The following is a 14,101-nucleotide window of genomic DNA, read 5'->3' on the forward strand; positions in this document are numbered from 1 at the left end:
ACATGTCGTTGGTGGTAGCCTTCGCGCGAGTAAATTCTCTTTGATGTTTTTTTAACAGATAAATGGTCTAAAGATGCCCACATCATAAGTGGATTATTGCATTTGGGATCGCGATCACTGATAGATTCATAACGAGAATGTATCTTTCCGCCCGCCAATAGTTACGGGCGAAAATTATTAAAAAACCGTCACTGAACGAATTTCATATTACCGTCAGGCACTTTTTCATCGGATTTGACTAAAAACCTGACAATTTGCTTCCTCCAGGAGATACAGATGGAAACCACTCAAACCAGCACCGTTGCTTCGATTGAATCCCGAAGTGGTTGGCGCAAAACGGATACCATGTGGATGCTTGGCCTTTACGGCACGGCAATCGGCGCTGGTGTACTGTTCCTTCCTATCAACGCAGGCGTCGGCGGTCTGATTCCGCTGATCATTATGGCTATCATTGCTTTCCCGATGACCTTCTTTGCACACCGCGGTCTGACCCGCTTCGTGCTGTCCGGTAAAAACCCGGGCGAAGACATCACTGAAGTGGTTGAAGAGCATTTCGGCGTGGGCGCAGGTAAACTGATTACCCTGCTCTACTTCTTCGCGATTTACCCTATCCTGCTGGTCTACAGCGTGGCGATCACCAACACCGTTGAAAGCTTCATGCTGCACCAGCTGCACATGACGCCGCCACCGCGTGCCATCCTGTCTCTGATCCTGATTGTCGGCATGATGACCATCGTGCGCTTCGGTGAGCAGATGATTGTGAAAGCGATGAGCGTACTGGTGTTCCCGTTTGTAGCCGCACTGATGCTGCTGGCCTGCTACCTGATCCCACAGTGGAACGGCGCAGCGCTGGAAACCCTGTCCCTGAGCAGCGCGTCTGCAACCGGTAACGGCCTGCTGATGACCCTGTGGCTGGCGATCCCGGTAATGGTCTTCTCCTTCAACCACTCCCCAATCATCTCCTCTTTCGCCGTGGCGAAACGTGAAGAGTACGGTAATGGCGCAGAGAAGAAGTGCTCCAGCATCCTGGCACGCGCTCACATCATGATGGTGCTGACCGTTATGTTCTTCGTCTTCAGCTGCGTACTGAGCCTCTCCCCGGCGGACCTGGCGGCAGCGAAAGAGCAGAACATCTCAATTCTGTCTTACCTGGCGAACCACTTTAACGCACCGCTGATTGCGTGGATGGCACCGATCATCGCGATGATCGCCATCACCAAATCCTTCCTGGGCCACTACCTCGGCGCACGTGAAGGCTTCAACGGTATGGTGATCAAATCTCTGCGCGGTAAAGGCAAGAGCATTGAAATCAACAAGCTGAACAAAATCACTGCACTGTTCATGCTGCTCACCACCTGGGCGGTAGCGACGCTGAACCCAAGCATCCTGGGCATGATTGAAACCCTGGGCGGCCCGGTCATCGCGATGATTCTGTTCCTGATGCCGATGTACGCGATTCAGAAAGTCCCTGCTATGCGTAAGTACAGCGGTCATGTCAGCAACGTCTTTGTGGTTATCATGGGGCTTATCGCTATCTCTGCGATCTTCTACTCCCTGTACACCATGTTCTGATTCTCACCCGCGCCGTCCCCGGACGGCGCACTCCCTCCTCTCTGACTGAAAGCAATGGACGCATCATGATTAGCGTATTCGATATCTTCAAAATCGGTATTGGTCCTTCCAGCTCTCACACCGTCGGACCGATGAAAGCCGGTAAGCAGTTCACGGATGACTTGATTGCACGCGGCATCCTGCACGACATCACCCGCGTGGTTGTCGATGTATACGGCTCACTTTCCCTGACCGGGAAAGGCCACCACACCGATATCGCCATTATCATGGGCCTGGCGGGAAACCTGCCGGACACCGTTGATATTGATGCGATCCCTGGCTTTATCCAGGACGTGAACACCCACGGGCGCCTGCTGCTGGCGAACGGCGAGCATGAGGTTGAATTCCCGGTTGACCACTGCATGAATTTCCATGCGGACAACCTGTCGCTACACGAAAACGGCATGCGCATTACCGCGCTGGCCGGCGACAAAGCGGTATACAGCCAGACTTACTACTCTATCGGCGGCGGTTTTATCGTCGACGAAGACCACTTTGGTCAAACCAGTACCTCTTCTGTCGAGGTGCCGTATCCGTACAAAACGGCGGCAGATCTCCAGCGCCACTGCCAGGAGACGGGCCTTTCCCTCTCCGGTCTGATGATGAAAAACGAGCTGGCGCTGCACAGCAAAGAGGAGCTGGAACAGCACTTCGCTAACGTCTGGGACGTGATGCGCGGCGGTATTGAGCGCGGGATCACCACCGAAGGCGTTCTGCCGGGCAAGCTTCGCGTACCGCGTCGTGCGGCAGCGCTGCGCCGTATGCTGGTGAGCACTGACAAAACGACTACGGACCCGATGGCCGTGGTGGACTGGATCAACATGTTCGCCCTGGCGGTAAACGAAGAAAACGCCGCAGGGGGCCGTGTGGTCACCGCGCCAACCAACGGTGCCTGCGGCATCGTTCCGGCCGTACTGGCGTACTACGACAAGTTTATCCGTGAAGTGAACGCGAACTCGCTGGCACGCTACCTGCTGGTGGCCAGTGCGATTGGTTCGCTGTATAAGATGAACGCCTCCATTTCCGGTGCGGAAGTGGGCTGTCAGGGTGAAGTCGGCGTGGCGTGCTCCATGGCGGCGGCAGGTCTGGCGGAGCTGTTGGGCGCAAGCCCGGCGCAGGTGTGCATCGCTGCGGAAATCGGCATGGAACACAACCTGGGACTGACCTGCGATCCGGTTGCCGGCCAGGTACAGGTTCCGTGCATCGAGCGTAACGCGATTGCCTCCGTGAAGGCGGTGAACGCGGCACGTATGGCGCTGCGCCGCACCAGCGAACCGCGCGTCTGCCTCGATAAGGTTATCGAGACCATGTACGAAACCGGTAAAGATATGAACGCCAAATACCGCGAAACCTCTCGCGGCGGCCTGGCGATGAAGATCGTAACCTGCGATTAAGCCTCTCAGGAAGCCTCGTTTTGCGAGGCTTCTTCCTGTTTTCCCCACCATTCATAGTTTCACGCTGCTGACAGTGTTACCCTTCACGCATTAGATAGAAGGGAGATTATCTGTGGCCGTTCATTTACTTATCGTCGATGCACTTAACCTGATTCGCCGTATCCATGCGGTACAGGGGACGCCTTGTAAAGACACCTGCCTGCACGCGCTGGAACAGCTTATCCGCCACAGTGAACCCACCCATGCGGTCGCGGTTTTTGATGACGAAGCCCGCAACACGGGCTGGCGGCACCAGCGTCTGCCCGACTACAAAGCCGGACGCGCACCGATGCCGGACGATCTTCACGCCGAATTACCCATGCTGCGCGCCGCATTTGAACAGCGGGGCGTCCCCTGCTGGGGCGCACAGGGAAATGAAGCCGACGATCTCGCGGCCACCCTGGCCGTAAAGGTGGCGAGTGCCGGGCATCAGGCCACGATCGTTTCAACGGACAAAGGCTACTGCCAGCTGCTCTCCCCCACTATCCGTATTCGCGACTATTTTCAAAAACGCTGGCTGGACGCGCCGTTCATTGCCAGCGAGTTTGGCGTATCGCCTGAGCAATTGCCGGATTACTGGGGTCTGGCAGGCATCAGCAGCTCTAAAGTTCCGGGCGTGGCCGGTATTGGGCCGAAGAGCGCCGCGCAGTTGCTGACCGATTTTCAGCGTCTGGAGGGCATTTACGCCCGTCTGGACGAGGTGCCAGAAAAATGGCGCAAGAAGCTGGAGGCGCATAAAGAGATGGCGTTTATCTGCCGGGAAATCGCAACGCTACAGACGGATTTACAGCTGGACGGGAATTTACAGCAGTTGCGCTTAGAACGTTAAAACGACTACAGGGTTTTTGTAGGCCCGGTAAGCGCAGCGCCACCGGGCAAAACAAAGTACGTGCTAACGCTCGTCGCGACGCCCGCCTACGGCCGCCCACCAGCGACGAATATGCACCGTCACCTCTTCGCGGTCGTGATACAGCTGACGCGCCTGGATCTCCACGTTAATCCCATGTTCGTCCATCTGCTCCTGAATGTAGGTCAGGTTCTGCGACACTTCCTCATAGCGCTTTTTCATCGGCAGCTTGAGGTTGAAAATGGTCTCGCGACACCAGCCATTAACCAGCCAGGAGGCCATCAGCGCGGCCACTTTCGCCGGTTTCTCAACCATGTCGCACACCATCCATGAGATGTTGTTGCGGTTCGGGCGATAGCGGAAACCGTCTTCACGCAGCCAGGTGACCTGTCCGGTGTCCATAAGGCTTTGCGCCATTGGGCCGTTATCAACGGACGATACCCACATGTTGCGTTTCACCAGCTGATAGGTCCAGCCGCCCGGGCACGCGCCGAGATCGACAGCGTACATGCCGTTTGCCAGACGCTCATCCCACTCATCCGCCGGGATAAAGACGTGGAACGCCTCTTCAAGCTTCAGCGTAGAACGGCTTGGCGCATCGGCCGGGAAGCGCAAACGCGGGATGCCCATAAAGAAAGGAGAGTTGTTGGTGGTATACGAGTAGCCCGTATAGCAGCAGCCCGGTGCAATAAAGAAGATATGCACCACCGGACGCTTCGGCGTTTCGTAGTTCGTCAGCACGCCCGCCTCACGCAGCGCCGCGCGCAGCGGAACGGTGAACTTACGGCAGAACTTCATCAGCTCTTTACTTTCGTTGGTATCCGCCACTTCAACGCGCAGATCGCCGCCCTTCTCCACCACGCCCTGCAGCATGCCCACGATTGGCGTGATGCGGTCTTCCGGGGGAAGGTCTTTGAGCAGCTCACCCGCGACAAACATCTGGCGCGCAAAAATCAGCGAGCTGAACGGCAGCTCGCGCGCCAGCTTATCCGCATCTTCAGGCTGATAGCATTCGAATACCACATAGCCCGCGTTTTCTTTTACGCGGGCGAAGCCGAAGATTTCGCGCTTCGCCGCTTTATCGGTAATTTCCGCGGCGCACTCTTTCTCAAACCCCGGGCGACAATATAAAACAACCTTATTCATGAACAACGCCCTTGCGTTTCAGACGGATAGCTCCGATAAACATTAATACCCAACCCGCCAGGAAGCTGACGCCACCGACAGGTGTAACAAACGCCCACAGGCGTAAATGCGAAAGTGCCAGACAGTAAAGGCTGCCGCTGAAAAGCACCGTACCCAGCGCCAGAAAGACGCTGCTCCAGTAAAACCAGATGCTGATACGGCGCTGCATCGCCACCGCCAGCCCAAAGATTGCCAGCGTATGGAACGCCTGATATTCAAGGCCGGTCTGGATCCAGCCCATCTCTACAGCGCCCAACGACTTGCTTAAGACATGTGCGCCAAAGGCGCCCAGTGCAACAAAAATAAAGCCACTCACCGCGGCAAAAATCAGCATGAATCGGCTGGTCATGTTTAAGTCCTGAATTGATGCGTGCCCGGCACACAAACGTTATTGTTCATACCTGAAGCGGAATTTTTCTTGCTCGCTTGCCGCTTTCGCCAGTATCCACTGCCGGAAGGCGGCTATTTTACCCAGTTCTGCCTGACTGTCATGACAAACCAGATAAAACGCATTCTTGCTGACCAGTACATCATTAAAAGGGCAGACCAGGCGACCTGCCTCTATTTCGGACTGCGCCATGACGTTGTTCGCCAACGCCACGCCTTGCCCGTGAATGGCAGCCTGTAACACCATCGCACTGTGGCTAAAGATGGGTCCCTGCTGCACGTTTATATGTGTAAGACCTAATTGACGGGTATAAGTTTGCCAGTCGCGTCGAGAGGCATCATGCAAAAGCGTATGCTGCGCCAGGTCAGCGGGAGACTTCAGCGCTTTGTCGCCCGTTAACAGCAGAGGGGAACAGACCGGCAGGAGATATTCTGCGTATAATTTCTCAACACGCAAGCCCGGCCAGTTACCGCGCCCATAAAAAATCGCGACGTCCACGTCATCGGCCAGCTTGTCTTCCTGACGATCCACGGCCTGGATTCGAACGTCTATCCCCGGATAAGCTGAGTTAAAGCTTGAGAGTCTTGGCACCAGCCACTGAATGGCAAAACTGGGCAATAAACTAACAGTCAGAGCACCTTTTGCACTGCGGGCCTGTAGCTTACGCGTGGCTTCAGTAAGCTGCGAAAAAATCTCTTTAATATCCTGAAAATAGCTCTGCCCCTCTTCGGTCAACAGCAACGAGCGGTTGCGTCGACGAAACAGCTTAAGGCCCAGAAAATCCTCCAGAGACTTGATTTGGTGACTTACTGCGGCCTGTGTCACAAAAAGCTCATCGGCTGCGCGGGTGAAGCTCAGGTGACGTGCTGCTGCATCAAAAACACGTAATGCGTTGAGGGGGGGCAATCGCTTTGACATGGTTATATGGCTTAGATGTTAAAGGAATTTAACAAATAGGAAACAACGTTTAACCTATTAGTTTTTTTTATCTGAGCCATTATAATTTGTCCGTTGAGGAACTACCAGCAAATACCTATAGTGGCGGCACTTCCTGAGCCGGAACGAAGAGCTTTTTTCGGAATGCGTGTTCTGAAGGGCTTTTGGCTTACGGTTGTGATGTTGTGTTGTTGTGTTTGCAATTGGTCTGCGATTCAGACCACGGTAGCAACGCTACCAATTTTTCACTTCCTGTACATTTACCCTGTCTGTCCATAGTGATTAATGTAGCACCGCCAACTTGCGGTGCTTTTTTTTCGCCTGCGATCGGTTAATGCTCGATCTCTTTCATCTCTTTCACGTCCGTGCGGTTGATCTGCTGCTTGTTCCCGTTAGCATCTTTGTACGAAATCATCCCGGTATCGTTATCGGTTGTCGGTTTCCCTTCCGAAACGATGGAACGACCATCGTTGGTGTGCATCACGTAGTTGTTACCGGAACAGGCGCTCAGGGCAAAAGTAAACGCACAGGCAGAGATGATTGCAGCTGTCTTATTCATGATTATTCTCCTTTAGCAATTAATGCTATTCAAACCTCGATTTATAACAGGCTAAAACATCCGCCTAACACTATTTAGCATAACCTGCTTTTTTGGGGTCATGAGGATAAGCAGACAATTCTGATAGATATCAACCTCCTTGCCCTGCCGCGGAAATTGCGCGACGATCGTGATATTGAAATGAGGAATCCCATGAACGCTTTCAGTCCTGCGCAGTTCCGCGCACAGTTTCCGGCGCTGGCCGATGCCGGTATTTATCTGGACAGTGCCGCCACCGCCCTTAAGCCACAGGCGGTCATTGACGCCACGCAGCAGTTTTACAGCCTGAGCGCCGGGAACGTGCATCGCAGCCAGTTTGCCGAGGCGCAGCGATTAACCGCGCGCTACGAAGCCGCACGCGATCGCGTGGCGCACCTGATCAATGCCGAAAGCGGGAAAAATATCGTCTGGACGCGCGGCACCACCGAGGCCATCAATATGGTGGCCCAGTGCTACGCGCGCCCGCTGCTTCAGCCGGGCGATGAGATCGTCGTCAGCGAGGCGGAACATCACGCCAACCTGGTGCCGTGGCTGATGGTGGCCGAACAAACGGGTGCACGCGTGGTGAAGCTTCCGCTGGGCGCAGACCTTCTGCCCGATGTGGCCCGTCTCCCCGAGTTGATTACCCCCCGCAGCCGCATTCTGGCGCTTGGACAGATGTCTAACGTCACCGGTGGTTGCCCGGACCTGGCTCAGGCGATTCGCATCGCGCATGCCAACGGTATGGTGGTGATGGTTGACGGCGCCCAGGGCGTGGTGCATTTCCCCGCCGACGTGCAGGCGCTGGATATCGACTTCTATGCCTTCTCAGGACATAAGCTCTACGGGCCAACCGGTATTGGGGTGTTGTACGGCAAGCCGGAACTTCTGGCAAAAATGACCCCGTGGCTCGGGGGCGGCAAGATGATCGCTGAAGTGTCGTTCGAGGGCTTCAAAACGCAGGATGTCCCCTATCGCCTTGAAGCCGGTACGCCGAACGTAGCCGGCGTGATTGGCCTAAGCGCGGCGCTGGAGTGGCTGGCAGAAACAGACAGTGTTCAGGCTGAAAGCTGGAGCCGGGGGCTGGCGACGCTGGCAGAGGAAGAACTGAAAAAGCGCCCGGGTTTTCGCTCGTTCCGCGTTCAGGATTCAAGCCTGCTCGCCTTTGATTTTGTGGGCGTGCATCACAGCGACATGGTGACGCTGCTGGCCGGGTATGGCATCGCCCTGCGCGCCGGGCAGCACTGCGCGCAGCCGCTGCTGGCGGCGCTCGGCGTGAGCGGCACGCTGCGCGCCTCGTTCGCGCCCTATAACACACAAAGCGATGTTGACGCGCTGGTTGCCGCCGTCGACCGCGCGCTTGAAATACTGGTGGATTAATGACTCACGCTGCTTTAGCCGGACATCCGTTTGGCACCGTCATCACTGAAGAGACGTTAAAACAGACCTTTGCCCCGCTTTCACAGTGGGAAGATAAATATCGCCAGCTGATTCTTCTCGGTAAGCAGTTACCGACCCTCTCTGACGATCTCAAGGCGCAGGCGAAAGAGATCGCTGGCTGTGAAAACCGCGTCTGGCTGGGCGTAAGCGTTTCCGGTGAGAAGCTGCACTTCTTCGGCGACAGCGAAGGCCGCATCGTCCGGGGCCTGTTGGCCGTATTGTTGACGGCAGTGGAAGGGAAAAGCGCGGCGGAACTGCTGGCGCATTCGCCGCTGGCGTTATTTGATGAGCTGGGGCTGCGCGCGCAGCTCAGCGCCTCGCGCGGTCAGGGGTTGATCGCGCTCAACGAGGCGGTACTGGACGCCGCACGTCAGGCTCAGGCCTGACGTTCCGCCTTCGCCATCATCTTCTTCAGGGCGTGAGACACCGCCACAAAGCCGAAGGAAGCGGTCACCATGGTGGCCGCGCCAAAGCCTGAGGCGCAATCCATTCTCTTTGGCCCTTCCGCCGTGCTTTTCATCGCACACACGGAACCATCGGCCTGCGGGTAGACCAGCGCTTCGGTCGAGAACACGCAGTCTACGCCCAGCTTGCCCTTGCTGTTCTTCACCACGTTAAAGTCGCTCTTCAGGCGTTCACGCAGCTTGGCGGCAAGAGGATCCTGAATGGTTTTCGCCAGATCGGCCACCTGGATCTGCGTAGGGTCGATTTGCCCGCCCGCGCCGCCGGTCGTCACCAGGGGAACCTTGTAACGACGACAGTAGGCGATCAGCGCCGCTTTTGGACGCACGCTGTCGATGGCGTCAATCACATAGCTGTAGCCTTTGCTCATGTATTCAGCGACGTTATCTGCCGTCACAAAATCATCAATCACCGTGACCCGACATTCCGGGTTAATCAGGCGGATACGTTCCGCCATGACCTCCGATTTTGCCAGGCCGACGCTATCACGCAGGGCGTGGATTTGACGGTTGGTGTTGGTGACGCACACGTCATCCATATCAATCAGCGTGATTGCGCCAATACCGGTTCTCGCCAGCGCTTCTGCGGCCCACGACCCCACACCACCAATGCCCACGACGCAGACATGCGCATCCGCAAACAGCTGCAGGGCTTTTTCACCATAGAGACGTGCCGTGCCGCCAAAACGCTGGCGCCAGGCATCGCTGATTACCACAGACATAACACCTCAGATGTAAAAAGGGTGAGGTTCTCCTCACCCTGAACAGTAATCCGTATTGCGCTCAGAATACCACAATCAGCCGCTGAATACGTTTCCGGCACCCGGTGCCGTCTTAAGCACCCACACGCGTCCGTAGTGGTTATACCAGCCTGCGCGGTGGCCTGCATCCGGGCCAATGCCCTGATAGATATCGAAGTGCTGCCCTTTGATCGCGCCGCCAACGTCCAGCGCCACCATCAGACGCAGCTCATACTGGCCGTTGAACTTGCCGTTGTTGTCCAGCAGCGGGACCTCTGCCAGCAGCGTGGTGCCCGCAGGAATAATCGAACGATCCGATGCCACCGACGCACGGCCAATCAGCGGCACCGCGCTCGCCCCTTTCACCGGCGCGAAGTTTTGCGGTTTAAAGAAGACGAACGACGGGTTCTGCTCCAGCAGCTCACGCACCTCGGCTTCGCTGTGCTTTTCGCCCCACTCGCGGATCGCCTGCATCGACATGTCTTCTTTCTTCACTTCGCCGCGGTCGATCAGCACCTTGCCAATACTGCGATAGGCGTGGCCGTTTTTACCGGAATAGCTGAAGAAGTTAAGCGGCGAGCCGTCGCCAAAATCAATATAGCCGCTGCCCTGAACGTCCATGATGAAGTTGTCCATCAGGGAGTTGCTGTAAGCAAGAACGTAGTTTTCGCTCAGCGCACCGGCGTAGATCTCAGCGCGCGACGGCAGACGACCGCGTTTTGGCGGCATACGGTAGATAGGGTACTGGAATTCGCCCTGACGCGTGTGTCGCGCCTGGATAACCGGGGTGTAGTAGCCGGTAAACTGAACGTTGCCGTAGTTATCGGCCCCTTCCATCTGCCAGGCGTCGATACCAAACTGGCGCATGTTGCGCGTATCGCCGCCCGCGCGCAGCCAGTCCTGCACCGCGCTATAAACGTTGTTCTGTGCGCTGTACAGACGCGGTGACGCGTTGCGGATCTGGTAAACCTGCTCGGAGAAATCTCCGGCATTGATCGGTGCGCCGACCGCATCAGGCTGATTAACTAAAGAGAAAGGCTGGGATAACTTCCCGTCTTTATACTGTTGACCGCGATCGGTCGGTTTGGAAGAACAGGCCGCAAGAATCGCTACCATTGCGCCCGCCATCAGATACTTCGCCCAACGTCCTTTCATTCTGTCTCGTCTTTAAGTTGCCCATTTCCGCGTGATGAAGATAACAAACCGCCAGGGCTAATGAAATGCGATCGCATGCCCTTTGGCAAATTTTGCGCAAAAAATAGTCCAAACAGCGCCATGTCGTTCAATTTGCATACAAAATCATGATAAATGTGAAAAAGGGGTTGCATCACAAGTCTATCCGAGTATAGTGCGCATCCACGGACGCGGGGTGGAGCAGCCTGGTAGCTCGTCGGGCTCATAACCCGAAGGTCGTCGGTTCAAATCCGGCCCCCGCAACCAATTAAAATTTGATGAAGTATCTTCTACGACTGTAGAAAGACGGACGCGGGGTGGAGCAGCCTGGTAGCTCGTCGGGCTCATAACCCGAAGGTCGTCGGTTCAAATCCGGCCCCCGCAACCAACACTTCTAAAACAATAAACACCCTTAAGGGTGTTTTTTTGTATCTGTCGTTTGTGAATTTGCCGGGCGTTTACCCGGCCAAAAGATCTACCCGCGCCGCGCCAGCGTCGCCCCGTCAGAGAAATACGCACGAATCCCTGCCAGAATCGACTCCGCCACTTCCTGCTGGAATTTTGCCGTCTTGAGCTTACGCTCCTCTTCCACGTTACTGATAAACGCGGTTTCAACCAGGATGGACGGGATATCCGGCGCCTTGAGTACCGCAAATCCGGCCTGTTCAACGCTGTTCTTGTGCAGCTTATTGATGTTGCCCAGCTTGCCCAGCACCGCTTTACCAAACTTCAGGCTGTCGTTAATGGTCAGCGACTGCACCATGTCGAACATGGTGTGGTCGACGTAGCGGTCGCCGCTTTTGCTCACGCCACCGATCAGGTCCGAGGCGTTCTGGGTATCCGCCAGGTATCTTGCTGCGGTACTGGTCGCGCCTTTGGTTGAGAGCGCAAACACCGACGAGCCGCTTGGCTGACGGCTGGTAAACGCATCCGCATGGATCGAGACGAACAAATCTGCGCGCTGCTTCTGTGCTTTCGCCACCCTGACCTTCAGCGGAATAAAGACGTCTTCATTACGCGTCATATAGGCGCGCATATTGCCTTCTTTATCAATCAGCGCCTTCAGACGACGGGCAATTTGCAGAACCACGTCTTTTTCACGCGTGCGGTATTTCCCCACCGCACCGGAGTCTTCGCCGCCGTGGCCTGGATCGAGCATGATCACAATCGGACGATCGCGCCCTGCTTTCCCCGGCTGCGGACCGCTTTGCGCCGGCGGAACCTGACGCTGCAGATCGCCTTTGTTGTAATCTTCCAGCAGGGCAAGAAGTGGATCCTGAATATCCGTCGCATTGGCCGGGTAGAGATCCATGACCAGGCGCTCTTTGAACGTCGCGACAGGCGCCAGGGCAAACAGCTGCGGCTTCACGTTCTGCTTCAGTTCAAACACCATGCGCACGGTTTGCGGATCGAACTGCCCGACGCGCGCCGATTTAATAAACGGATCGTCGCCGCGGATCTGCGCCGCCATCCCTTTCAGCACGGAGTTGAGGTTAACGCCTTCGAGATCCACCACCACACGTTCCGGGTTGCTGAGGGCAAATTGCTTATATTTCAGCACGCGATTGGATTCGACCGTCACGCGCGTATAGGTCGACGATGGCCAGACGCGCACCGCCACGACCTGACTGGTGGCGGCAAGACCGACCTGACTGATGCTAAGCAACCACATTGCCCCGGCCCCTTTTAACAAACGGCGGCGGCTTATTGCTGAATTGGATCCCGACATGCTTCTCCCGAGCAAGAACACTGACTGATATACAAAATGTCCAGATTGACCGAAAACTTTAACGAATGACGCATAAACTGTCATCTATAAAAGGGTAAACAATCATACGCTAACGCACGGATTACTTATCATTTTCTGTGGGTCGCGGAAAATTTGCGCTTGCACACGCGGCTATAATCGAATAAAAATACAGAAATTACGAATAAACATTCATTAAGGGTTGTGCCATGGTGAAGGAACGTAGAACCGAACTGGTCCAGGGATTCCGCCATTCTGTTCCCTATATCAACGCCCATCGAGGAAAAACGTTTGTCATAATGCTTGGCGGCGAAGCCATTGAGCATGAAAATTTTTCCAGCATCGTCAATGACATTGGCCTGCTGCACAGCCTGGGGATCCGCCTGGTGGTGGTCTATGGCGCGCGCCCGCAGATCGACGCTAACCTGGCCGCTCACCATCACGAGCCGATTTACCACAAGCATACCCGCGTCACGGATGCCAAAACCCTTGAGCTGGTGAAGCAGGCGGCAGGTCTGCTGCAGCTGGATATCACCGCTCGCCTGTCCATGAGCCTGAACAACACGCCGCTGCAGGGCGCGCATATCAACGTCGTGAGCGGCAACTTCATCATTGCCCAGCCGCTCGGCGTGGACGATGGCGTGGATTACTGCCACAGCGGCCGCATTCGTCGTATTGATGAAGAAGCCATTCACCGCCAGCTGGACAGCGGCGCCATCGTCCTGATGGGCCCGGTCGCCGTTTCCGTGACCGGCGAAAGCTTTAACCTGACGTCCGAAGAGATCGCCACGCAGCTGGCGATCAAGCTGAAGGCGGAAAAAATGATTGGGTTCTGCTCCTCCCAGGGCGTCGTGAATGATGAAGGAACGATCGTGCCGGAACTCTTCCCGAATGAAGCCCAGGCCCGCGTGGAAGCGCTGGAAGCCGAAGGCGATTATCACTCCGGCACGGTCCGCTTCCTGCGTGGCGCCGTGAAGGCCTGCCGCAGCGGCGTGCGTCGTAGCCACCTGATCAGCTATCAGGAAGACGGCGCCCTGCTGCAGGAGCTGTTCTCCCGCGACGGTATTGGTACGCAGATTGTCATGGAGAGCGCAGAGCAGATCCGCCGCGCCACCATCAACGACATCGGCGGTATTCTGGAGCTGATCCGCCCGCTGGAACAGCAGGGTATTCTGGTGCGTCGTTCACGCGAGCAGCTTGAGATGGAAATCGACAAATTCACCATTATTCAGCGCGATAACCTGACGATTGCCTGCGCCGCGCTCTATCCGTTCCCGGAAGAGAAGATCGGTGAAATGGCCTGCGTGGCGGTGCATCCTGATTACCGCAGCTCTTCACGCGGTGAAATGCTGCTTGAGCGCGTGGCGGCACAGGCGCGCCAGATGGGGCTGAGCAAGCTGTTCGTCCTGACGACGCGCAGCATTCACTGGTTCCAGGAGCGCGGGTTCACGCCGGTGGATATCGATTCTCTGCCGGAAACGAAGAAAGAGATGTACAACTATCAGCGCCGTTCAAAAGTGCTGATGGCGGACCTGGGATGATACGACGCCCTCACCGTGCGGC

At 56.1% G+C, this 14,101-nt stretch carries 13 protein-coding genes and 2 tRNA genes; 8 read left to right on the forward strand and 7 right to left on the reverse strand.

Going from position 1 to position 14,101, the window contains the following annotated elements:
* Positions 1-276 precede the first annotated feature (276 nt).
* From B498_RS19370 to xni, 3 genes are all read left to right on the forward strand, one after another.
* Entirely contained in the window at positions 277-1,572 is a 1,296-nt protein-coding gene (locus tag B498_RS19370; protein WP_008499642.1) for an HAAAP family serine/threonine permease, read from the forward strand.
* A 65-nt stretch (positions 1,573-1,637) separates the two neighbouring features.
* Positions 1,638-3,005, forward strand: coding sequence for an L-serine ammonia-lyase II (sdaB, locus tag B498_RS19365; protein ID WP_008499643.1), 1,368 nt, complete (start codon positions 1,638-1,640; stop codon positions 3,003-3,005).
* A gap of 112 nt (positions 3,006-3,117) precedes the next feature.
* The gene (gene xni, locus B498_RS19360; RefSeq protein ID WP_008499644.1) at positions 3,118-3,873 is read left to right on the forward strand and encodes a flap endonuclease Xni; all 756 of its coding nucleotides are present in this window, start codon (positions 3,118-3,120) and stop codon (positions 3,871-3,873) included.
* Positions 3,874-3,936: 63 nt separating this feature from the next.
* Here xni and rlmM read toward each other — a convergent pair whose 3' ends face one another.
* The 4 genes from rlmM to B498_RS19340 form a co-directional block, all read right to left on the reverse strand.
* Positions 3,937-5,037: a 23S rRNA (cytidine(2498)-2'-O)-methyltransferase RlmM gene (gene rlmM / locus B498_RS19355; protein WP_008499645.1), complete on the reverse strand. Its 1,101-nt coding sequence runs from the start codon at positions 5,035-5,037 to the stop codon at positions 3,937-3,939.
* On the reverse strand, positions 5,030-5,425 hold the full coding sequence (locus B498_RS19350) for a DUF423 domain-containing protein (protein ID WP_008499646.1): 396 nt from the start codon (positions 5,423-5,425) through the stop codon (positions 5,030-5,032). Before B498_RS19350 ends, rlmM begins: the two co-directional genes overlap by 8 nt.
* 39 nt (positions 5,426-5,464) lie before the next feature.
* Positions 5,465-6,382, reverse strand: coding sequence for a glycine cleavage system transcriptional regulator GcvA (gene gcvA, locus B498_RS19345; protein WP_008499647.1), 918 nt, complete (start codon positions 6,380-6,382; stop codon positions 5,465-5,467).
* Positions 6,383-6,731: 349 nt separating this feature from the next.
* Positions 6,732-6,959 (reverse strand): YgdI/YgdR family lipoprotein, encoded by a 228-nt coding sequence (locus B498_RS19340; RefSeq protein ID WP_008499648.1) that lies wholly within the window; start codon positions 6,957-6,959, stop codon positions 6,732-6,734.
* Positions 6,960-7,151: 192 nt separating this feature from the next.
* Between B498_RS19340 and csdA the strand changes: the two genes are divergently transcribed.
* Both csdA and csdE read left to right on the forward strand, forming a co-directional pair.
* Positions 7,152-8,357 (forward strand): cysteine desulfurase CsdA, encoded by a 1,206-nt coding sequence (gene csdA, locus B498_RS19335; protein ID WP_008499649.1) that lies wholly within the window; start codon positions 7,152-7,154, stop codon positions 8,355-8,357.
* A complete protein-coding gene (gene csdE / locus B498_RS19330; RefSeq protein WP_008499650.1) occupies positions 8,357-8,803 on the forward strand; it encodes a cysteine desulfurase sulfur acceptor subunit CsdE in 447 nt (148 codons plus the stop codon). Before csdA ends, csdE begins: the two co-directional genes overlap by 1 nt.
* On the opposite strand, the gene tcdA is transcribed toward csdE, so the two are convergent.
* Positions 8,794-9,600: a tRNA cyclic N6-threonylcarbamoyladenosine(37) synthase TcdA gene (gene tcdA, locus B498_RS19325; protein WP_008499651.1), complete on the reverse strand. Its 807-nt coding sequence runs from the start codon at positions 9,598-9,600 to the stop codon at positions 8,794-8,796. The two genes, csdE and tcdA, sit on opposite strands and share 10 nt — an antisense overlap.
* A gap of 75 nt (positions 9,601-9,675) precedes the next feature.
* On the reverse strand, positions 9,676-10,773 hold the full coding sequence (gene mltA / locus B498_RS19320) for a murein transglycosylase A (RefSeq protein ID WP_008499652.1): 1,098 nt from the start codon (positions 10,771-10,773) through the stop codon (positions 9,676-9,678).
* A gap of 208 nt (positions 10,774-10,981) precedes the next feature.
* On the opposite strand from mltA, the gene B498_RS19315 reads away from it, so the two are divergent.
* Together B498_RS19315 and B498_RS19310 are read left to right on the forward strand one after the other, a co-directional pair.
* Positions 10,982-11,058 (forward strand) — tRNA-Met (locus tag B498_RS19315).
* A 44-nt stretch (positions 11,059-11,102) separates the two neighbouring features.
* Positions 11,103-11,179: transfer RNA gene (locus B498_RS19310), tRNA-Met, on the forward strand.
* A gap of 87 nt (positions 11,180-11,266) precedes the next feature.
* On the opposite strand, the gene amiC is transcribed toward B498_RS19310, so the two are convergent.
* Positions 11,267-12,520, reverse strand: coding sequence for an N-acetylmuramoyl-L-alanine amidase AmiC (gene amiC / locus B498_RS19305; RefSeq protein ID WP_032622687.1), 1,254 nt, complete (start codon positions 12,518-12,520; stop codon positions 11,267-11,269).
* 227 nt (positions 12,521-12,747) lie between these two features.
* Here amiC and argA point away from each other — a divergent pair, with 227 nt between their 5' ends.
* A complete protein-coding gene (gene argA, locus B498_RS19300; RefSeq protein WP_008499655.1) occupies positions 12,748-14,079 on the forward strand; it encodes an amino-acid N-acetyltransferase in 1,332 nt (443 codons plus the stop codon).
* Positions 14,080-14,101: the final 22 nt, after the last annotated feature.

This window comes from Enterobacter sp. SST3 (assembly GCF_000286655.1).
Taxonomy (GTDB): Bacteria; Pseudomonadota; Gammaproteobacteria; order Enterobacterales; family Enterobacteriaceae; genus Enterobacter; species Enterobacter roggenkampii.